This window comes from Pseudoxanthomonas sp. GW835-FHT14C01, from assembly GCF_058793715.1.
Genome location: NZ_JBXAGB010000001.1, coordinates 636109 through 656688, shown reverse-complemented (window position 1 = coordinate 656688; position 20580 = coordinate 636109). Strand labels below are relative to the sequence as shown.

Annotated in this window: 19 protein-coding genes and 2 pseudogenes; 10 read left to right on the top strand and 11 right to left on the bottom strand. The window is 68.5% G+C overall.

What is annotated here, in order from left to right:
• Positions 1 to 142: 142 nt before the first annotated feature.
• On the top strand, positions 143 to 2023 hold the full coding sequence (locus AC1Q5B_RS02880) for a sigma-54-dependent Fis family transcriptional regulator (RefSeq protein WP_492630225.1): 1881 nt from the start codon (positions 143 to 145) through the stop codon (positions 2021 to 2023).
• Positions 2024 to 2038: 15 nt separating this feature from the next.
• Entirely contained in the window at positions 2039 to 2425 is a 387-nt protein-coding gene (locus AC1Q5B_RS02875; protein WP_492630224.1) for a DUF1801 domain-containing protein, read from the top strand.
• Between the two features lie 168 nt (positions 2426 to 2593).
• On the opposite strand, the gene AC1Q5B_RS02870 is transcribed toward AC1Q5B_RS02875, so the two are convergent.
• Together AC1Q5B_RS02870 and AC1Q5B_RS02865 are read right to left on the bottom strand one after the other, a co-directional pair.
• Positions 2594 to 5287: a bifunctional diguanylate cyclase/phosphodiesterase gene (locus tag AC1Q5B_RS02870; protein WP_492630223.1), complete on the bottom strand. Its 2694-nt coding sequence runs from the start codon at positions 5285 to 5287 to the stop codon at positions 2594 to 2596.
• A 229-nt stretch (positions 5288 to 5516) separates the two neighbouring features.
• Positions 5517 to 6332, bottom strand: coding sequence for a CHAD domain-containing protein (locus tag AC1Q5B_RS02865; protein WP_492630222.1), 816 nt, complete (start codon positions 6330 to 6332; stop codon positions 5517 to 5519).
• A gap of 157 nt (positions 6333 to 6489) precedes the next feature.
• Between AC1Q5B_RS02865 and AC1Q5B_RS02860 the strand changes: the two genes are divergently transcribed.
• Positions 6490 to 6768: a hypothetical protein gene (locus tag AC1Q5B_RS02860; RefSeq protein WP_492630221.1), complete on the top strand. Its 279-nt coding sequence runs from the start codon at positions 6490 to 6492 to the stop codon at positions 6766 to 6768.
• A gap of 88 nt (positions 6769 to 6856) precedes the next feature.
• A complete protein-coding gene (locus AC1Q5B_RS02855) occupies positions 6857 to 7852 on the top strand; it encodes an alpha/beta hydrolase family protein (protein WP_492630220.1) in 996 nt (331 codons plus the stop codon).
• Between the two features lies 1 nt (position 7853).
• On the opposite strand, the gene AC1Q5B_RS02850 is transcribed toward AC1Q5B_RS02855, so the two are convergent.
• From AC1Q5B_RS02850 to AC1Q5B_RS02840, 3 genes are all read right to left on the bottom strand, one after another.
• Complete coding sequence (locus AC1Q5B_RS02850; protein WP_492630219.1) at positions 7854 to 8204, bottom strand: VOC family protein; 351 nt, start codon at positions 8202 to 8204, stop codon at positions 7854 to 7856.
• Between the two features lie 71 nt (positions 8205 to 8275).
• Positions 8276 to 8986, bottom strand: a complete 711-nt coding sequence (locus tag AC1Q5B_RS02845; RefSeq protein WP_492630218.1) for an AraC family transcriptional regulator — start codon at positions 8984 to 8986, stop codon at positions 8276 to 8278.
• Positions 8987 to 8996: 10 nt separating this feature from the next.
• On the bottom strand, positions 8997 to 9965 hold the full coding sequence (locus tag AC1Q5B_RS02840) for a LysR family transcriptional regulator (protein ID WP_492630217.1): 969 nt from the start codon (positions 9963 to 9965) through the stop codon (positions 8997 to 8999).
• A gap of 110 nt (positions 9966 to 10075) precedes the next feature.
• Here AC1Q5B_RS02840 and aceB point away from each other — a divergent pair, with 110 nt between their 5' ends.
• Together aceB and aceA are read left to right on the top strand one after the other, a co-directional pair.
• On the top strand, positions 10076 to 11707 hold the full coding sequence (gene aceB / locus AC1Q5B_RS02835) for a malate synthase A (RefSeq protein ID WP_492630216.1): 1632 nt from the start codon (positions 10076 to 10078) through the stop codon (positions 11705 to 11707).
• Positions 11708 to 11752: 45 nt separating this feature from the next.
• Positions 11753 to 13087, top strand: a complete 1335-nt coding sequence (gene aceA / locus AC1Q5B_RS02830) for an isocitrate lyase (protein ID WP_492630215.1) — start codon at positions 11753 to 11755, stop codon at positions 13085 to 13087.
• A gap of 75 nt (positions 13088 to 13162) precedes the next feature.
• Here aceA and AC1Q5B_RS02825 read toward each other — a convergent pair whose 3' ends face one another.
• Together AC1Q5B_RS02825 and AC1Q5B_RS02820 are read right to left on the bottom strand one after the other, a co-directional pair.
• The gene (locus AC1Q5B_RS02825; protein WP_492630214.1) at positions 13163 to 15223 is read right to left on the bottom strand and encodes an alpha/beta fold hydrolase; all 2061 of its coding nucleotides are present in this window, start codon (positions 15221 to 15223) and stop codon (positions 13163 to 13165) included.
• 106 nt (positions 15224 to 15329) lie between these two features.
• Positions 15330 to 16046: pseudogene (locus AC1Q5B_RS02820) on the bottom strand (ATP-binding protein); the annotation flags it as partial.
• A gap of 32 nt (positions 16047 to 16078) precedes the next feature.
• Between AC1Q5B_RS02820 and AC1Q5B_RS02815 the strand changes: the two are divergent.
• Entirely contained in the window at positions 16079 to 16669 is a 591-nt protein-coding gene (locus AC1Q5B_RS02815; RefSeq protein ID WP_492630213.1) for a Tn7 transposase TnsA N-terminal domain-containing protein, read from the top strand.
• Positions 16670 to 16809: 140 nt separating this feature from the next.
• On the opposite strand, the gene AC1Q5B_RS02810 is transcribed toward AC1Q5B_RS02815, so the two are convergent.
• Positions 16810 to 16992, bottom strand: coding sequence for a DUF4031 domain-containing protein (locus tag AC1Q5B_RS02810; protein ID WP_492630212.1), 183 nt, complete (start codon positions 16990 to 16992; stop codon positions 16810 to 16812).
• 20 nt (positions 16993 to 17012) lie between these two features.
• On the opposite strand from AC1Q5B_RS02810, the gene AC1Q5B_RS02805 reads away from it, so the two are divergent.
• The gene (locus AC1Q5B_RS02805; protein ID WP_492630211.1) at positions 17013 to 17399 is read left to right on the top strand and encodes a helix-turn-helix domain-containing protein; all 387 of its coding nucleotides are present in this window, start codon (positions 17013 to 17015) and stop codon (positions 17397 to 17399) included.
• A gap of 87 nt (positions 17400 to 17486) precedes the next feature.
• Here the strand turns inward: AC1Q5B_RS02805 and AC1Q5B_RS02800 are convergent.
• Positions 17487 to 18323 (bottom strand): annotated as a pseudogene (locus tag AC1Q5B_RS02800) (magnesium chelatase domain-containing protein); the annotation flags it as partial.
• A 10-nt stretch (positions 18324 to 18333) separates the two neighbouring features.
• Entirely contained in the window at positions 18334 to 18597 is a 264-nt protein-coding gene (gene ubiK, locus AC1Q5B_RS02795) for a ubiquinone biosynthesis accessory factor UbiK (RefSeq protein WP_492630210.1), read from the bottom strand.
• Positions 18598 to 18785: 188 nt separating this feature from the next.
• On the opposite strand from ubiK, the gene AC1Q5B_RS02790 reads away from it, so the two are divergent.
• Together AC1Q5B_RS02790 and AC1Q5B_RS02785 are read left to right on the top strand one after the other, a co-directional pair.
• On the top strand, positions 18786 to 19124 hold the full coding sequence (locus tag AC1Q5B_RS02790) for a P-II family nitrogen regulator (RefSeq protein ID WP_492630209.1): 339 nt from the start codon (positions 18786 to 18788) through the stop codon (positions 19122 to 19124).
• Positions 19124 to 19582 carry a hypothetical protein gene (locus tag AC1Q5B_RS02785; protein WP_492630208.1) on the top strand — a complete coding sequence of 153 codons (459 nt, stop codon included), beginning with the start codon at positions 19124 to 19126 and terminating at the stop codon, positions 19580 to 19582. The genes AC1Q5B_RS02790 and AC1Q5B_RS02785 overlap by 1 nt, the downstream gene beginning before the upstream one ends.
• 58 nt (positions 19583 to 19640) lie before the next feature.
• On the opposite strand, the gene speE is transcribed toward AC1Q5B_RS02785, so the two are convergent.
• A complete protein-coding gene (gene speE / locus AC1Q5B_RS02780; RefSeq protein WP_492630207.1) occupies positions 19641 to 20498 on the bottom strand; it encodes a polyamine aminopropyltransferase in 858 nt (285 codons plus the stop codon).
• Positions 20499 to 20580 lie beyond the last annotated feature (82 nt).

Sequence of the window (20580 nt, the reverse complement as noted above, 5' to 3'; positions counted from 1 at the left end):
CATGGCGGCTGGCATCGATGCGCGCTCCTGCGGCATCGCAGCATCGAAAGCGATTGCAGGCTGTCGCAGCCTGTGGTGTGTATCGGAACAGCGGGCGGTCGGGTTGTCGCAGAATGCGACACATCGCCGGCAGGGCAGGACGATGGCGCATACACGGATTTCCCCTGGCAACGACTCGCTGCTCGAGGCGCGACGCGCGTTCTTCGAAGCCGGGCGCACGCCGGTCGGCCAGGTGCCGGGCGCCATCCTGCAGTCGTGGCGCCGCTGCCGGGGCCTGGGGCTGGCGGCGAACGCGCGGCCGGCGATCGAGCCCATCGACGCGCCGCGCCTGCGCGCGATGCGCGAGCAGCACGAGCGCCTGTGGCGGCTGGCACGGGCCGAGGTGGAAATGCTCGCGGCGGATGCGACCAACACCGGCAGCATCGCCATCCTGACCGATGCGGAGGGCTGGATTCTGGACGCGGAAGGCAGCGACGCTTTCCTCGACAAGGCCGGGCGCGTGGCGCTGATGCCCGGCGCGTGCTGGAGCGAGGCGCGCGTGGGCACCAACGCCATCGGCACCGCCATTGCCGATGGACGGGCGGTGGAGGTGCGGGGTGCCGAGCATTACGCCGCGCCGCATCGCATCCTCAACTGCGCCGCGGCGCCCATTTTCGACCCCTACGGCCGTCTGGTCGGCGTGCTGGACATCTCCGGCGACGCCGCGGTCGCGCAGGTGCATGCGCTCGGGCTCGCGCAACTGGCGGTGGCCCACATCGAGCACCGCTACTTCGACGAGGGCATCGCGGAGGCCGACCTGCTGCGCGTACACAGCAATCGCGCGCTGCTGGGGACGGCCCGCGAGGGGCTGCTCGCCTTCCGCAACGGGCGGCTGGTCGCGGCCAACCGCGTGGGCCTGGCGCTGTTCGGGCTGGAGCGCGGCGACCTGGGACGCGCGCCGTACGAGGCGCTGTTCGACGGGGCGGTTTCGCGGTTGCGCGACGACGGCGCAGTGCACGACCGCACCGGCCGCGTGCTGTATGGCCACGTGGACGAACCCACCCGTACCCGCCGCGCGCGTGCAGCATCACCCATCACGGTCTCCGCTGCGGTGGCGGGCACGGAAGCCGACGCGCCGCTGTTCGACGCGACCCGCCAGGCCGATCTGGAGCGGGCGCGACGCGTGCTCGACGCGGGTATCCCGGTGCTGGTGCTGGGCGAGACCGGCACGGGCAAAGAGGTGTTCTCGCGCGAGCTGCACCGACGCTGCGCGCGTGCCGGACGGCCGTTCGTGGCGGTCAATTGCGCCGCGTTGCCGGAAGGGTTGATCGAAGCGGAACTGTTCGGCTACGAGAGCGGGGCCTTCACCGGGGCGCGCAAGGACGGCAACGCGGGCCTGTTGCGCCAGGCCGAGGGCGGCGTGCTGTTCCTGGACGAGATCGGCGACATGCCGATGGCGCTGCAACCGCGCCTGCTGCGCGTGCTGCAGGACCGCGAGCTGTCGCCGCTGGGCGGCGGCAAGCCGGTGAAGCTGGACTTCGCCCTCGTCTGCGCGACCCACCGCGACCTGGAGACCGCCGTCGCCGAGGGCCGCTTCCGTGCGGACCTGTACTACCGCATTTCCCACCACATCGTCGCGCTGCCACCGCTGCGCGACGCCACCGACCGCGATGAACGGGTGCGGACGCTGTGGCAGCGCATCGGTCAGGGTCGCCGACTGACGCCGGCGGCGCAGGACGCGCTGTCGCGTTACGCGTGGCCAGGCAACCTGCGCCAGCTGGTCGCCAGCCTGCGCACGCTCGCGGCGCTGAGCGAGCCCGGCAGCGAGATCGACGTGGACGCGCTGCCGGCCTACCTGCGCACGTCGCTGCTTGCGGTCGCCGTGGTCGCGGCGGCGGACGCCGACCTGGACGCGATCACGTTGGCCAGCATGCGCGCGGCGGTGGAGGGCTGCGATGGCAACATCGCGCGGGCGGCCCGCCGGCTGGGCATCAGCCGGAGCACGCTGTACCGCCGGCTGGGCGCCGGCCTGCGTACCCGCTGAGCAGGACGTTCGAACATGCCGCGTTCGCTGACCGACGATATCGATGCTTTCCTCGCCGCGCTGCCACGGCCGCAGCAGGCCTGCGTGCGGCGCTTGCGCGCCGTGATCCTGGCCGCCGATCCCCGCATCGGCGAGGGCATCAAGTGGAATGCGCCGAGCTTCCACCTCGGAGGCCGCCACTTCGCGACGATGCAACTGCGGCGTGCGGACCGCATGCTGCTGGTGCTGCACCTGGGCGCGGGCAAGCGTGCGCTGCCGAAGGACGCCATCGCCGATCCGCACCGGCAGCTGGCCTGGCTGGGTGCGGATCGCGCGACCTGGTCGTTCGCAGACCTCACGGACGTGGAGGCGCGGGCCGCCGGGCTGCAGGACTTGCTGAGGCAGTGGATGGCGCACGTGTGAGCGCCGTTCCGCGCGATGCACGGGCGCGGACGGCGATCGGTGCCACGCGCAGCACGGCCATCGACACACGCCCGTGACGGCCGCTGCGGCGACACGGGTCTTCTCCACGGTCAGCCTGCTGGAAGACGTGCGGCCGTTGGCGCTCGGGCCGGCGGCGGAGTGGAGGCCTCAGCGCACCACGACGAGGCGACGCGGTGGCGGCTCCTCGCGCTGGAACAGCACGCGCTCGGGACGGTGCAGGGCGTAGCCCTGGCCGTAGTCCACGCCCAGCGAACGCAGCGCGTCGCAGATCTTCGGGCTGGCCACCCATTCGGCCACGACCTTCAGGCCGCGCTGGTGGCCGATCTGCGCGATGGCGCTGACGATGGTGCGGCTCATCGGGTCGGTCTCGAGGTCGCGGATGAAGCTGCCGTCGATCTTGATGAGGTCCGCCGGCAGGTTCTTCAGGTAGCCGAACGACGACATGCCGGCGCCGAAGTCGTCCAGCGCGATGCGGCAACCGACCCGGCGCAGGCGCTCGATCACGCTCACCACCTTCAGCAGGTTGCGCACCGCGACGGTCTCGGTGATCTCGAAGCACAGGGCATGCGGCGGCACGCCGTATTCGGTGATGCGGGCGAGGATGAAGTCGGCCAGGCCCTCGTCTTCGATGCTGGCGCCGGACAGGTTGATCGCGCAGGTGCCCAGGCGCATGCCGGAGTGGTGCAGCTCGCCGAAGTGCGCCAGTGCGTTGCCGATCACCCAGCGGTCGATGGCCGGCATCAGGCCATAGCGTTCGGCGGCGGGCAGGAACGCGCCCGGCAGGACGATGCCGCCGTCCTCGTCGCGCAACCGCAGCAGCAGTTCGATGCTGTGGGCGGTGTCGCGGCCGTCGAGCGGCACGATCTCCTGGTAGTCGAGCAGCAGCCGGTCCTGCTCCATCGCCCAGCGCAGGCGGTTGGCCCACTCCATCTCGCCGTGCCGCCGCGTGGTCTCGTTGTCCTCGCGGTACATGTGCACGCGGTTGCGGCCGTTCTCCTTGGCCAGATAGCAGGCGGTATCCGCCCACGCCAGCAGGTCCTTCAGCGTCGGCTCCTGCTGGTCCACCACCACCACGCCGATGCTCGCGCTGACCGTGTAGGTGCGGTCCTGCCAGACGAACATCAGCGCCTCGATGCGCTCGCGCAGGCGCTCGGCCAGCGCGCGCGCGCCCTCGGCATCGACGTGGAACGCCATCAGGCCGAACTCGTCGCCACCGAGTCGCGCCAGTACGTCGCCGCCCCGCAGCTGCTGGCGCATCGCCAGCGCGAGCTGCGCGAGCAGCTGGTCGCCGGCCATGTGGCCGGAGACGTCGTTGATCAGCTTGAACTGGTCGAGGTCGATGTACAGCAGTGCGCAGGGGTCGCAGACGGCGCGGCCCTTGCGTTCGCCGAGCGCTTCTTCCACGCGGCGTTCGAACTCGCGCCGGTTGCACAGTTCGGTCAGCGCGTCGTGGGTGGCCTGGTAGCTGAGCCGTTCGGTCAGTTCGCGCTGCTCGGAGATGTCGGTGGCGACCATGAGCAGGTGCGGAACGCCCTCCACGTCGACCTGCGCGATCGACGCGCTCGCCCAGAAGGCGCCGCCATCCGGGCTCAGCAGCACCGCTTCCAGGTTGCCCCAGTCGTTGCCGATGGCGGCGGCGTCGCGCGCGCGCGCCTGGAGCTGCGGATCGGAGAACAGCGTGGACAGCGGCAGGCCGGTGGTATCGCCCAGGCGAAGCCGGGCCGCCTGGTTGACGTAGACGATGCGGCCATCGCGCGCGTCGGCCAGCAGCACCAGCGCGGGCAGCAGCTCGTTGAGCGCGCGGAAACGCAGTTCGCTCTCGCGGTAGCGCTGGCTCATCTGCTGCCCGAGCGCCACCGCGCGCCGGCGTGTGGCCGTCAGCGACCAGGCGAGCGCAGCCAGCAGCAGGCTGATGACGCCGCCACCGGCCAGGATGGCCTGCAGGCGCCCGCTGTCGAGCGGCTGCGGACGCGGCTGCATCTCCAGCCGCCATTGCCGGCCGCCAAAGTCCAGCCTGCGCACCTGCGCCGGCTGGCCCGTCGCCACGGCGGTGGCGGAGTCGTAGAACGGTTGCGCGTCCGCAGTGGCGTCGTACAGCCGCACGCGGAAGCCGTCCAGCACCGCGCCGGCCATCGCTGTCTCGATCAGCGGTTGCAGGCGGATGCCGATGGCCAGCGCGCCGATCTCGCGCGCGCGGCGCTGGTTCGGCGTGCCCGGCGTGGGGCCGTCGGAGTACACCGGCAGCCGCAGCGTCACGCCCAGCGGATTCTGTCCGGCCGGCGTGGTCTGCCGCAGCGCGAACGGCGCGGAGATCACCACAGTGTCGGTATCGCGCGCGCGCAGCAGGGCCGCCAGGTTCGCCTTCTGGGTGACCATGTCGAAGCCGATCAGCGACGTGTTCGCCTGGTAGGGAGCGACGAATTCGTAGCGGTACGAGACCTGGTCGGCCAGCGGCTGGTCGACCGGCAGGCGGCGTGCGAACGCCACCGAGGTGTAGGCCCCCGGGGCGAGCGGGCTGCGCAGGCTGGCGTGGTACTGGCTGAAGCGCGCCTGGTCCATCTGGTCGTTGGCCAGGTACAGCGTCTGCATGGCGCGCAGCATCGACGCGGCCTGCTCCAGCGGCACGCGCAGCTGGGACACGCCGGCATCGGCCAGCGCACGGTGGGCCTCTTCCGCGCGCTCCTGCAGATCGCGCCATTCGCGCTGGGCCACGATCGCGGTGCACGCCAGGCCCAGCAGCAGGACAGCCGCCGCCCACGCCCGCGGCGACAGGCCGGCGCGGCGGGAAGACGGAGCCGGTGACGCCGGGGCGTCGCCGGGATGGGCGGGGGTGGAATCCACCTGGGCCTTGATCCTGCGTGAGGGGAGGGCGATCCGACCGGAGCCGACCCCAAGGGGATGCAGGCTTCGTGCCACACGGGGTCGCGTGCCGGAACACCGGATCTTCGGGCCCACCATTCGTGCCGGAGGATTTCCGGGCGCCGGCGGAGGGACCGTATGGGTCACTATCGGCCCGGCGATGGCGTTCTTGACGCGGACGCACCCGCGGGGCCCGGGATACAGGCCGGGGTTATGCCAGGGGATGAATGGGCGAAGGCGTGCTGGCGTGCCGTGGGGCGACCGGCCGGGGCAGCGGATGGGCCCGTTCCAGAACGTCCAGCGCCTGCGACAGCAGCGCCAGGTCCTGCAGGACGCCCAACTGGTCGACGAGTCGGGAGACATGCCGCAGGTTCATCACGCCGTGCTCGCCCATCGACGGGCGCACGTGCAGCTTGCGCAACGCGCTCAGCTGCATGCGCAGCCGTCGCGATCGCCGGCGCCAGTCGTGCAGGTCGTCGACGGCGCCCGAGGCGAGCGCCGTGGCCTGGGCCCGCGCCTGCCGGCTTGCCGAGCGCCCCAGCGCCTCGCGCAGGTCGCTGCTGCGGAGCCGATGCCAGGTCAGCTGCTGCAGCCGCTCGGCCTGCCGATGCGCCTGCGCCTGCCGGCGCACCAGGCCCGGATCCTCGCGCAGCGCGTCGGCGAGCCGGTGCCGCTGGCGTTCGGCCAGCAGCGGCAACAGGGATTCCCACGTAGCGCGTTCGTCGGCATCCGCCTCGCTCGCCAGTTGCCGTGCCGTGTCCTGCACCACTTGGCCGTCGCGCAGTGCGGAGAGATCCTTGGCCAGCAGGCGCAGTTCATGGTCGATGGCATCGACGGCGTCCTTGCCCAGCCTGCGCCGGCCCAGCGCCAGTAGCGAACGCAGGCGGCGGACGCTCTTGCGCGCTTCGTGCACGCCGGCCGGATCGGCGGGCGCGATCGCCAGCGCCGCGGCCAGCGCCCGCGCGTCGCGGACGGCGAGCGCGGCGGCACGTTCACCGATTCGGAAGGCGTCGGCGCGAGGGCGCATGGGCGGCCACCATGGCGGGAGGCCGACAGTCTAGATCCCGGCAACCCGGTATCCGGTGTGCCGCCGGACTGAACGCGTGCCGCTCGTCGGCTGGCGACCGGATTGGCAGCAAGGGCGCAAAAAGGTATAAATCGTTTATACGATTCAAGGGTGTGCCGTGGCCAAGTCCCGCAAGACGCGCGAAGCCGGGGGTGCCGGCGAGGCCGCAGACGCCTCGCCGGCGAAGCTGGTCCGCGACAGCTTCACCATGCCGGCCGACGATTTCGCCCTGGTCGATGTCCTCAAGGGCCGCGCGCTGCAGGTGCAGCGTCCGGCGAAGAAGAGCGAGTTGTTGCGTGCCGGCCTGCAAGCGCTGTCCGCGCTGTCACCGCAGGCGCTGGCCCAGGCGCTGGATGCGCTGACGCCGGTCAAGGCCGGTCGCCCGAAGAAGAAGTAGAAAAAAGACCGCCGCGTCCGCGCGGCACCCCTGTTGTCCTGTCCATGCGTCGAGACGCGTGGCGTCTCCCGTTCCGGATGTGTCGTCGATGAACGTTGCCGCCTTCCTCCGCCGCCACCGCGTGGCGGTCCTGTTGTCCCTGCTGCTGCTCGCGCCGATGCTGGTGGCCTCGTCGCACGTGCCCGCACGCGCCGATGCGGCCATCGAGATCCGTGCGGGCTATCGCGTGCAGGATCTCGACTGGGTCGATCCCGCGCGCGGACGCGCCGTGCCGGTGAAACTGTTCTGGCCGGATGCGGCGCGCACCGGCAAGGTGCCGCTGGTGGTGTTCTCGCACGGCATCGGCAGCGCACGGGACGGCTACACCTACCTTGGCCACTACTGGGCGAAGCACGGCATCGCCAGTCTCCACGTGCAGCACGTCGGCAGCGATCGCACGCTATGGCAAGGCAACCCGCTCGAACTCGTCTCGCGCTTCCAGCGGGCTGCGGGCGAGACCGAAGCCGTGGCGCGCGTGCGCGACCAGCGGTTCGCCCTCGACAGCGCACTGGCCGGCGAATGGGGCAAACACATCGACCGCACGCGCATCGTCGCCGCCGGCCATTCCTACGGCGCCAACACCACGCTGCTGGCGGCCGGCGCGCGCGTGGTGCGCGAAGGCAGGACGATCGACCTGCGCGATCCGCGCTTCACCGCGGCCATCGTCATCTCCGCGCCGCCGTTCTACGGCGACGACGACGTCCGGCCGATCCTCGCCGGCATCACCATTCCCACGCTGCACGTCACCACGGCCGACGACATCATCCGCATCCCGGGGTTCGGCTCGGGGGTGGGCGACCGGCTGAAGGTGTTCGACGCCACCGGCGGTGCGCACAAGGTGCTGGCGGTGTACCGGCACGGCACCCACAACGTGTTCACCGACCACCGCTACTTCGATTCGCGCGAGGTCAGCGAGCAGGTCAAGCAGGCGACCGAGTCGCTGTCGCTGGCCTTCATCGATGCCGCCTACGGTGGATCGACCGGTGAGCTGGCGCAGTGGCGTGCGGGCCATCGCGCGCTGCTGGCGCGCTACGACGCCCGCTGACTCAGGTCGTCGACCAGACGGCCAGTTCGTAGCCGTCGGGATCGGTGAACTGGAAGCGGCGTCCGCCCGGGAAGGCGAAGATCGGCTTGGTGACGTGGCCACCGGCCTTTTCCACCTGTGCCAGGCTGTCTTCCAGCGCGGTCGAATACAGCACCACCAGCGCGCCGCCGGGCTGCGGCGCGCCCTGCGCGAAGCCGCCGGTCAGGCGGCCGTCGCGAAATTCGCAGTAGTCCGGGCCGTAGTCCTGGAACGTCCAGCCGAATGCGCCGCCGTAGAACGCCTTCGACGCGGCGATGGAGGCGACGTTGAACTCGATGTAGTCGATGCGGTGATGGTGCTCGGCGGCGCTCATGGCGGGTGTCCGTGGAAGAGGCCGACAGTCTGCGGCAGTCGGCGCGTCGCCGTCTTGGCGAAATCGGACAGTCAGCGCGCGACCTGCGCCAGCAGCTGCGTCGGCGTCAGGCCGGTGAGGCGACGCGCATCGCCAGCGAGTTGCGCGGCGTCGTAGTAACCGGCGTCCAAGGCCGTTTCCACCAGCGTCGCGTCGTCGCGATGCATGCGCAGGAAACGCTGCAGCCGCAGGATGCGCGCCAGCAGTTTCGGTCCGTAGCCGAACGCTTCGTCGCACCGGCGCAGCAAGGTGCGCTCGGCGATGCCGAGGTCGCGGGCCAGCCGTGCGACCGGGCCGGGTTGCGTGCGCGCCAGTCGCGCATGCACGGCCTGCATCGCATCCATGCGCGGCGGTCCGTCGGCCAGGATCCGGTCGGCGAGCCAGCCCATCGCATCGGCGTCGCGCTCCGCCATCCGGTCAGCCAGCATCGTCAGGCGAGGAACGTCGAGATCGCGCAGCTCCACGCGCTGGTTGGCGAGCGCATGCAGCGGCACGCCCAGCCAGTGCGCGGCCACCGCGGGCGCAAAACGAAGCCCCTGCACGCACTGGCCGGGCGCGATGCGGGCGTGTTGCGCGTGCGTGTCGGGCCCGGCGATGCTCAGCCGCGCGCCATCCCACAGCAGATCGACGCACGCATCCGGCAACACCAGCGCAGGCGTCGCGTGCGCGCCCTGCACATAGTCCCAGCGGCACAGCAGCGACTGGCCGGAGGCGAAGTCGTGCTGTCGGTAACGGCCGCTCACCGGTCGCGCGTCAGCGTTCGGAATGTCCGCTCTCATCGTACTCGCGGCGTTCGAACAGGTGCGGCTGGATCAATTCGATGAAGGCGCGCGCCTGCGGCGACAGGAACTTGCCCTTGCGCACCACCACGCCGTAGCTGCGCGACGGGAACCATTGCGCCAGCGAGCGCGCGGCCAGCCGGTCGCGATCGCTGTCGGTCAGGCAGATCGAGGCGATGATCGAGATGCCCATGCCCATGCTGACGTACTGCTTGATGACCTCCCAGCCGCCCACCTCCAGCGCGACCGTGTAGGGCACGCGTGCCTGCTGGAACACCAGATCGACCAGCCGGTAGGTGATCAGCCGCTTCGGCGGCAGGATCAGGCCGTAGGGCGACAGATCCTCCAGGCGCAGGTCGCGCTTCTTCGCCAATGCGTGGTCGGGCGGTGTGATCAGCATCGGCTCGAACCGATAGACCGGTGCGTAGCTGAGATCCGCCGGCACGTCGAGCACGGAACCCACCGCCAGATCCACCGCATCCGAGCGCAGCAGGTCGGTGCCGTCGGCGGTGGCCGCGTTGTGCAGGGTGAGCTTCACGTCCGGGTGCTGCCGACGGAAGTGCTCCACGATCTTCGGCAGCAGGTAGAGGATGGTCGAGCTGTTGGCGGCCACGTTCAGCTCACCGGCTTCCAGTCCGCTGACCTTCTCGCGGAAGGTGGCGTCCAGCCCGTCCAGGCCGGCGACCAGCGGCTGTGCCAATTCGTACAGCAACTGACCCTCCCGGCTGGGCGACAGCCGGCGCCCGCTGCGCTCGAACAGGGTGACCCCCAGGTCCCGCTCCAGCGCCTGCAACTGCAGGGTGATGGCCGGCTGGCTGACGAAGAGTGCCTCGGCCGCCCTTGAAACCGACCCCAGGCGCACCGTCTGGCAGAAGGCCCGCAGGGGCTTCAGCCGGTCGGATTTGTAGGGAAATCGCGGAGTTGGCGCTTCTTTAGAGCTCACGATCTAGCCAATTATTAGCTGAGCTTATTTAGTGCATTGACAAAACTGTTTTGTCAAATAATTCGGATCAGGAGCACTGTGCGCCTCCAGCAAGACGCCAGGAGAGCCCCATGTCCGCCCCCGCATTCGCCCTGCCGACGCGCGATACCCGCGCCGACCGTCCCACCCCCGGCATCGCCCTGACCACTAATCTGGCGGGCCAGGACGCGCTGCTGCCGCCCGGCGTGCTGGCCTTGCTGGTCTCGCTCCATCGTGCGATCGAGCCGGAGCGACAGGCCCGCCTGGCGGCTCGCCGCGAGCGCCAGGCCTTCTTCGACGGGGGCGGCCTGCCGGATTTCCGCGACGACACCCGCGCGATCCGCGAGGGCGACTGGACGGTGGCGCCGGTGCCGAACGCGCTGCAGGACCGCCGCGTGGAGATCACGGGCCCGGTCGACCCGAAGATGGTCATCAACGCGCTGAACTCGGGCGCGAAGGTGTTCATGGCCGACTTCGAGGATTCCACCTCGCCGACCTGGCAGAACCTGCTGACCGGCCAGCGTGCGCTGGTCGGCGCGGTCGCCGGGGACCTGACCTTCACGGGCGACAACGGCAAGCACTACGCGCTGAAGCCGCAGGACGAGCAGGCGGTGCTGCTGGTGCGCCCGCGTGGCTGGCACCTGGACGAGAAGCATGTACTGATCGATGGCGCGCCGATCGCCGGTGGCCTGTTCGATATCGCGGTGTTCGCCTGGCACAACGCCCGCGCGCTGCAGGCGAAGGACCGCGGCCCGTACTTCTACCTGCCCAAGCTGCAGGGCATGGAAGAGGCGGCGCTGTGGGAAACCGCGCTGTCGCACATCGAGGCCGCGCTGGGCCTGCCGCACGGGCAGATGAAGGTCACCGTGCTGATCGAGACGCTGCCGGCCGTGTTCGAGATGCACGAGATCCTGCACGCGCTGCGCGACCGCATCGTCGGCCTGAACTGCGGTCGCTGGGACTACATCTTTTCCTACCTGAAGACCTTCCGCCGCCACGCCGACAAGGTGCTGCCGGAGCGCGGCCAGGTGACGATGACGCAGCCGTTCCTGAAGGCGTACTCGGAGCTGCTGATCCAGACCTGCCACCGCCGTGGCGCGCATGCGATGGGCGGCATGGCCGCGCAGATCCCGATCAACAACGACGAGGCCGCCAACGAACAGGCGATGGCCCGCGTGCGCGCCGACAAGCTGCGCGAAGTCACCGCCGGCCACGACGGCACCTGGGTCGCGCACCCGGCGCTGATCCCGGTGGCGAAGGCGATCTTCGATGAGCACATGCCGCAGACCAACCAGCGCGGCGTGCTGCGCGAGGACGTGGCGGTCACGCGCGACGACCTGATCCGGCCATCCACGGGGACCATCACGCGCGCCGGCTTCGAAGGCAACGTCGAGGTCTGCGTGCGCTATCTGGCCGCGTGGCTGGACGGCAGCGGCTGCGTGCCGATCCACTGGTTGATGGAAGACGCCGCCACCGCCGAGATCTCGCGCACGCAGATCTGGCAGTGGCTGCACACGCCGGACGTGCACTTGTGCGACGGCACCCAGATCGACTACGCGCTGCTGCAACGCACGCTGGCCGCGCTGCCCGCGAAGCTGGGCGACCACTCTCGCCTGCCGGGCGGCGAGCGCATCTCCGAAGCCATCGCCCTGCTCGACCACCTGAGCCGCGCCGACGACCTGGCCGACTTCCTGACCCTGCCCGCGTACGACCGCATCGACTGACGTACCCCCCACCCACGACGTCCGCACGACGAAAGAGAGCCCGCCATGAGCACCAAGCAACAGCAGATCGACACCATCCAGAAAGACTGGGACAGCAATCCGCGCTGGACCGGCGTGAAGCGCGACTACGCCGCCGCCGACGTCGTCCGCCTGCGCGGCAGCCTGCAGCCGGAATACACGCTGGCGCGCCGCGGCGCGGAGAAGCTGTGGAAGCTCGTGAACGGCGAAGCGAAGAAGGGCTACGTCAACGCCTTCGGTGCGATCAGCGCCGGCCAGGCGATGCAGCAGGCCAAGGCGGGCCTGGAAGCGGTCTACCTGTCCGGCTGGCAGGTCGCCGCCGACGGCAACACCTCCGAGACCATGTACCCGGACCAGTCGCTGTACGCCTACGACTCGGTGCCGACGATGGTCCGTCGCATCAACAACACCTTCCAGCGCGCCGACGAGATCCAGTGGAAGAACATCTGCGACGGCAAGGCCGACGAGAAGGATGCGATCGACTTCTTCCTGCCCATCGTCGCCGACGGCGAAGCCGGCTTCGGCGGCGTGCTGAACGCCTACGAGCTGATGAAGAACATGATCGTCGCCGGCGCCGCAGGCGTGCACTTCGAGGACCAGCTGGCCGCGGTGAAGAAGTGCGGCCACATGGGCGGCAAGGTACTGGTGCCCACGCAGGAGGCGGTGCAGAAGCTGCAGGCCGCGCGCCTGGCCGCCGACGTGCTGGGCGTGCCCACCATCGTGCTGGCGCGCACCGATGCCGAGGCCGCCAATCTGCTGACCTCCGACTTCGATGCCAACGATCAGCCCTTCGTCACCGGCCAGCGCACCGCGGAAGGCTTCTACCGGGTGAAGAACGGCCTGGAGCAGGCGATCAGTCGCGGCATCGCCTACGCGCCCTATGCCGACCTGGTGTGGTGCGAGACCGGCACGCCGGACATCGGCTTCGCCCGCGAGTTCGCGCAAGCCGTGCATGCGAAGCACCCGGGCAAGCTGCTGTCCTACAACTGCTCGCCCAGCTTCAACTGGAAGAAGAACCTGGACGACGCGCAGATCGCCCGTTTCCAGGACGAACTGTCGGCACTGGGCTACAAGTACCAGTTCATCACTCTGGCCGGCATCCACATCAACTGGTTCAACACCTTCAAGTTCGCCCACGACTATGCGCGTGGCGAGGGCATGAAGCACTACGTCGAGCAGGTGCAGGAGGCCGAGTTCGCCGCGCGTGAGAAGGGCTATACCTTCGTCTCGCACCAGCAGGAAGTGGGCGCCGGCTACTTCGACGACGTCACCACCGTCATCCAGGGCGGCAGCTCCAGCGTCACCGCCTTGAAGGGCTCGACCGAGGAAGAGCAGTTCTACGAGAAGGAAAAGGCGGCCTGACCGCGCTTGCAGGGATGCAGAAAGAGGAAACGCCGGCTTGTGCCGGCGTTTCCTCGTCGTCAGGGTGGGAACGACTTACTTCTTCACTTCCTGCGTGTGGCGCTTCAGTGCCTCCGACAGGCCGAGGACGCCATCGGCGCCAGTCGGCACGCTGATGCTGGAACCCTTGAGATCGTCACCGATCCGCTCGGCGCGGCCGCCCAGGCACTGGGCGAGGAAGCCTTCGGCAACGGCATTGAACGCTTTGCTGTTCTCGGGCCTAGCAAAGCCATGGCCTTCGTCGGGGAACAGCACGTACGTCACGGGGATCCTCTTCGCCGTCATCGCCTTGACGATCTGGTCGCTCTCGTCCTGTTTCACGCGCGGGTCGTTGGCGCCCTGGCCGATCAGCAGCGGCTTCTTGATCTGGTCGGCGCGGGTCAGCGGCGAGCGCTCGGTCAGCCATGCCTTGCCGGCCTCGGTACGCGGATCGCCCATGCGCTTGGCCAGTTGTTCGAAGAAGCTGGCCCAGTACGGCGGCACGGTGCTGAGCAGGGTGTTGAGGTTGGACGGGCCGACGATGTCCACGCCGCAGGCGAACGTGTCCGGCGTGAAGGTCAGGCCGGCCAGCGTGGCGTAGCCGCCATAGCTGCCGCCCATGATGGCGACCTTGTCCTCCGTGGTGACGCCCTGCTTGACGGCCCACTGCACGGCATCGATCAGGTCGTCATGCATCTTGCCGGCCCACTCGCCGTTGCCGGCGTTGGTGAAGTCCTTGCCGAAGCCGGTGGAGCCGCGGAAATTGACCGACAGCACTGCGTAACCGCGGTTGGCCAGCCACTGGTTGTAGCCGCCGTAGCCGTAGGAGTCGCGCGCCCACGGACCGCCGTGGACCAGCAGTACCAGCGGCACCGGCGCATCGGCCTTGCCGTCGTTGTTCGCGTCGGCACTACGCGGCAGGGTCAGGTAGCTGACCAGCGTCTTGTCGTCGCGCGAGGTGATTTCCACCGGCCACTGCGGCACCAGCGGCTTGCCGTCCAGCTTGGGGCGTGCCGAGAACAGCTTGGTCAGCGTGCCGGCCGGACGGTCGTAGCGGTAATAGACCAGCGGCGTTTCCGCCGCCGAGTACGCGACGATCCAGGTCTTGTCGTCGAGCGTGCGCGTGTTGACCGATACGTCGCCGGGCCCGATCGCGTCGAGTTTCTCGATATCGGCACGGATCGCCGGATCGATCACTTTCCACTCGTCGCGCAGGTAGTCGACCGACACCGCCTGCACCTTGCCGGTCGCGGGATCGGACAGGCTGCCGCCGACATCGGCGCGCGCATCCTCCAGCACCAGCGTGCGCTTGCCGCTGGCCACGTCCACGGCGAACAGCGCGGCGGTGTTGCGGCCACGCGAATCGGTGAAGTACAGCGTCTTGCCGTCGAGCGTCAGGCCGCCGGGACTGGTGGTCAGACCGTCCTCGAACGGGATGTCTTCGATCTTCTCCCAGGCACCCGAAGCGCCTCGCTTCAGCACGTCGGTACCGCCGTCGGGACGCGAGCGCGTGGCGTAGCGCAGCTGGTAGTCGGCGTCGGCGATGTAGCCGCCGATCTCGGATTCGTTCTTCTCCAGCAACGTACGCTGTCCGCTGGACAGGTCGACCTTGTAGATGTCGTGCCACTTGGTGTCGCGGTCGTTCATGCCGACCAGGATCGTGCCGGGCTGCGTCGGGCTGAGCCCCGCGACCTGGGCGGTGGTCTTCGGAAAGGGCGTCAGGTCCTTCGCCTGCCCGCTCTTCAGGTCCACCGCGTACAGGTGGAAGTCCTCGTCGCCGCCGCTGTCGCGCAGATACAGCAGCGTGTCGGGCTGGTACGACCAGAAATAGCTGCGGATGCCGCGTGCCTTGTCCTGGGTGACGGCCTTGGCCTGCGCCGGGTTGTCGGCGGGCGCGACCCAGACATTGAGTACGCCGTCGACGGCCGCCACCCAGCTCAGGTACTTGCCGTCGGGGCTGATCTGCACGTTGGCGCGTTCAGGATTGCCGAACAGGGCATCGCGCGCGATCAGCTCGGTGCCGGCGATGCGGTCGGCGGCGGTTTCCGCCGCCTGGGCCGACAAAGCGACGGCGACGGTGGAAGCCAGCAACGTGAGACGGAATACGGTACGGCGCATGTGTGAACTCCTGGAGGGCAGGAAGGGGACGGCAGACCGGACGTCCGCCAGCGATATGTGTGACCCGAGTAGACCACACCCCATCCTCCATCGCCGTGGCCGGAGGTCATGTTGCACCGCCGCGATCCACGCCCCGGTAGCCCAGGGCTTCGGTCAGGTGTGCGGTCCCGATGGACTCGCTTCCCGCCAGGTCAGCAATGCTTCGCGCCACCCGCAGGATGCGATGCAGGCTGCGTGCGGAGAGTTGCAGGCGTTCGACGGCGCGCTCCAGGAGGGCCTGGTCGCGTGGCTGAAGCCGGCAATGCGCCATCGTTTCGGCCTGCCCCATGCGTGCGTTCGGTTTGCCGCAGCGGCCGTGCTGGCGCAGGCGGGCCGCGATCACGCGTGCCTGCACGGCGGCGGTGCCCTCGCCATCCGGCGCATCCGGGCGCAGTTCGTGCGGTGGCAGGCGCGGCACATGGACATGCAGGTCGATGCGGTCCAATAGCGGGCCTGAGACACGGCTGCGATAGCGTCGGACGAGATCCGGGCCACAGCGGCAGCGCCCGCTGGGATCGCCCGCCCAGCCGCAGGGGCAGGGATTCATGGCCGCGACCAGTTGGAAGCGGGCCGGGAATTCCGCCGTGCGCGCAGCGCGGGATACGGTGACCGTGCCGGATTCTAGCGGCTCGCGCAGTACTTCAAGCGCGGCCCGGTTCCATTCGGGAAGTTCGTCGAGAAACAGCACGCCGTGGTGCGCCAGCGAAATCTCGCCGGGACGCGGCTGTGCGCCTCCCCCAATGACAACTTGCAAAGTAATTGCCACCGTGTGCGCCGCCAGATACACACCGGGAGTGCGCTATGCCAAGGAAGGGGTTGCAACTATCCGCCAAAGTCAATGACACTAGTTTCGAATTTGACCCTAGTGATGCCACCGGATTCCCGCGCCGCTTGCCTCCTGCCCGAAAGATCGGCCTCGGTCGCCGTGCACTGACCGGCCTTATCCCGAGCCAGAAACTTTCTGAAGGCGCGTCAGCGCGCTTCGAATCTTCATTGGAGCGAGATTTCTTCGCGCTACTGGAGTTCAGCAACGACGTCTTGGGTTGGGATCCCCAGCCGGTCCAGATCCCGATCCCCGACGGGCGCCCCTACGTACCTGATGTCCTGGTGAGATGGCTAGGTGAGAATCCTGAACAGGATGACGTAGAGACCGTCCTGTATGAGGTGAAGTACCGCGAAGAGCTTCGACGGCGGTGGCGTGAGCTGCGCCCGCGCTATCGCGCAGCGGCGCGCTATGCCCGGGACCGGGGCTGGCGATTCAGGTTGGTCACGGAAGATCGTATCCGGACACCTGCGCTTTTCAACGCCAAGTTTCTGCTCCCCTACCTCAATGACCCTCGCCTGCGATTTGCCCTTGGCCGCGACCGGCCGGCCAGCGGTGCAAGCGGCAGTTCGTTGGCAGCGTAAGCTTGAGCGTGCCTACCGTGTTGGCAGCGCACCATGGTGTGGATCCAGGGAAAGTGCACTGGACATCTTCGGCGGTCTGCGAGCCTTGGCACGCCAGATCCGACGGCCCGCCCATGGCGCCGGCCTGATCGATTTGATGCCTACCCCCCTTCGCCGCTCGGCACCTGTCTTGCCGGGATTGGCGATCGAGCATTGGCGAGCAGATCTCCGCTGGCTGGCCATGGGCATCCTGCGACGGGGAGCTCTTCCAGGGTGTCGGCGACCATGTGACACCACTCGCGGCCCCTCCAGCGAATTGCTTCCGAATCGACGTAAATCGCCATGCCTAGTACATTTGCAAATAATGTGCAAAAATTTAGCACATATGGCCGAGCGATTCAAGACACTAGACGATGCGGCGCGACTTGGTGCGAGGATGCGTCTAGCGCGAAAAAGTAAGGGTTTTACGCTAAATTATGTGGCAGAGCGAACCGGGGTAGATGCGGGGCAACTCTCCAAACTTGAGCGTGGGCAGATGGTTCTTCTGTCGAAGAACGTGCAAAAAATATGCAATTTCTTGCGGATTCCAACGATGACTGGAGATCTTCCGCGCACGGGGACTGGTCGGCTGCTGGATGAACTGATCGCGGGACTACCAGGCAGTGAGCCGGCGGTTGCGAGACTCGTAGCCGCGATCGAGGATCTGGTGCTAAGCGCCGGTGCGCGCTCCGGGCAAGAGCAGCCCCACTAGGCGATGCGTTCCGGCGTAGCGCCCACCTGAAGCTAGTTGCGAGTTGCACTCTCTTTACAAGAGTTGCATTCACTTAGCAGATTCACACCCAACTAGCGCCACCGCACTCGCCGTGTGGTGGGGCGCCCGGTAAGGGCGTTGCCGCCAGCGCGCAGGATCCAGTCCGCGACCGCTGACCGAGGCGATGGCGGCGCTCTCCATGGCCTCCGCGTCGCTGGCATCCGGCAGCAGACCGGGAAGCCGCGACGCGAGTAGCGTCTTGCCGCACCCCGGAGAACCGATGAGAAGCAGATGGTGGCCGCCTGCGGCAGCGACCTCCAGTGCCCGGCGTGCGTGCGCCTGCCCGCGTACGTCGGCCATATCGGGAATGGACGGCGGTAACGGCGGCGGCGCAACGGCCGGCGGCAGGACTTTGCGACCCTCCAGCAGCGCGCACACTTCCAGCAATGTACGTCCGGTACAGGCGTGACCCTGGCGCACCAGCGCGGCTTCCGCACCGCTGGGCTCGGGTACCACGAGCGTGCGGCCACAGGCGGCGACGGCGAGGGCCGCGGGCAACACGCCATCTACCGCGCGGAGTTCGCCGGTCAGGCTTAGTTCGCCGAGGAACTCGTACTCCGCCAGCGCTTCGCGACGGATCTGTCCGCTGGCGGCGAGGATGCCCAGGGCGATCGGCAGGTCGAAGCGTCCACCGTCCTTGGGAAGGTCCGCTGGCGCGAGATTGACGGTGATGCGGCGCGCCGGAAATTCGAACTGCGCGCAGAGGATCGCGGCACGCACGCGGTCGCGGGCCTCCCGCACGGCGGCTTCGGGCAGGCCGACAATCTGCGTGGACGGCAGGCCGCCGGACAGGTGCACTTCCACCCGGACCGGCGGTGCGGACACGCCCGCCCGTGCCCGGCTGTTCACCAGGGCCAGACTCATGGCGGCGGGATCAGCGCAGCGCGGGCTTGTCGGCCAGCTGGGATTCCAGCGTGGCGACGGTACTTTCCAGCGATTCGAGCTTCTCGCGGGTACGCAGCAGGACGGCCTGTTGCACGTCGAACTCCTCGCGCGTCACCAGGTCCAGCTTCGCCAGGCCCGCCTGCAATGCGGACTTGAAGGTCTGCTGCAGTTCTTCCTGCGAGTCGCGCAGGCCGGGTGGCACCAGCTGGCTGAGGCGGCGGGCGAGGTCGTCGATGTGGTTGAGGTCAATCATGTCTGTTCTCCGGCAGAGCATCGAGCTTGCGAGGCCGACACCGGTGCCGGCCATCGGGATTCGCTGCGCAGCGCTGTCGGGAAAATCCGGCGGCGAGGCGGCCATTGAACCGCGATGAGGCCCGTAGCCGCAACCACACGCCGTCGCGTCGCGCTATCCTGCGGGCAGCATCGACGGGAGCACCCTGCATGAAAATGGTCATGGCCATCATCAAACCGTTCAAGCTGGACGACGTGCGCGAAGCGCTGGCGGAATCGGGCGTGGCCGGCATCACCGTCACCGAAGTGAAAGGCTTCGGCCGGCAGAAGGGCCATACCGAGCTCTATCGGGGCGCCGAGTACGTCGTCGACTTCCTGCCGAAGGTGAAGCTGGAAGTCGCGGTAACCGACGAGCAGGCCGACCAGGTGGTCGAAGCCATCGTGAAAGCCGCCGGCACCGGCAAGATCGGCGACGGCAAGGTATTCGTCTACGACCTGGAGCGCGTGGTGAGGATCCGCACCGGTGAGTTGGACGCCGACGCGCTGTAATGCAGCGCTCCGTGGCGCTGTGGTCGACGGGCGCGCTGCTTGCCTGCATGGCCTTGGTGGCGGCCGCCACTTCCGTCCGGCCCAAGCCGCTCGACGAGATGGTGCATGAGGCCGATCTCGTCGTGATGGCCACCATCAAGGCGGTCGCCATGGTGGATGGCAGCGGGCGTCCCATCACGGACCGCCGGGCACGCACCGGGCCCGGATCAGACAATCGGATGCAGCTGACCTTGCGCGTGCAGGAAGTGCTGTTCGCCCGCACGGCAACGAAGGCGTCGTCGCTGCAGGTGCCGTTGTGGCCGATGTGGCACTACGAACTCGGCGCGATGCAGGATGACCTCACGGGTGGCGGGGGTATCTTCCTGCTCAAGGGGGCCGCATATGAGCCGGTCTATCCGGCAGGGTTCCATCGCGACATCCGGGAACGTCCTCGGATAGAAGCGCTACTGGGCCGGTGATCGGATGTCAGTTAAAGAAAGCCCCGCGAAGCGGGGCTTTTTCCTGGGGTCGGTGCTCTTACTCGCCCAGCGCCTTCGCCACGAACGGCGGTGCCACCAGCACACCGGTATGCAGGTGCGCGGTGTAGTACAGCGTGTCGAACGGCGTGGCCGCCGCGTCCGCCTGGCGGAAGGCGAAATCGAAACCGGCCTGCTTGCTGGCCACCGTGACGCTCCACCAGCCGGTCGGATAGCACGGCTGAGGGAACGGCAGCGTCTTGAACGACTGGAAGCCGGCCTTGCCCATCTCGGCGCGCATGTCCTTGATCAGGTCCAGCAGCGCCAGCGGCGACTCCGACTGCTGCACCAGCAGGCCGTCAGGCTTCAGTGCGCGGTAGCAGCTCTCGAAGAACGCCTTGTTGAACAGGCCTTCGGCAGGACCGACCGGATCGGTCGAGTCGACGATGACCACGTCGACGCTGCCCGGCGCGCAGTTGGCCATGTACGCCACGCCGTCGTCGAACAGCAGCTCGGCGCGCGGATCGTTGTTCGACTCGCACAGCTCGGGGAAGTACTTCTCCGCCATGCGCGTGACCTGCTCGTCGATATCGCACTGCGTGGCCTTCTCCACGCCGGGGTGCTTCAGCACTTCACGCAGCGTGCCGCAGTCGCCGCCGCCGATGATCACCACGCGCTTCGGCGCGGCGTGGGTGAACAGTACCGGGTGGCTGATCATCTCGTGGTAGAAGAAGTTGTCGCGCGTGGTCAGCATCATCGCGCCGTCGATCACCATCAGCTTGCCCCAGTCGGTGCTGTCATAGATCTCGATCTTCTGGAACGGCGACTGCACCTCGTCCAGCTTGCCGGTGGTGCGGAACCCGATGGCCGAGCCGGTGTGCGAGAAGTGTTCGATGAACCAGGTGTCGTTGGCGGTCATGGGGCTGTCCTGCGTGAAGGGAGTGGCAACGACGGCAGGGCCTGCCGTCGAGCGGGCCGCATTGTAACGGACCCATGTGACC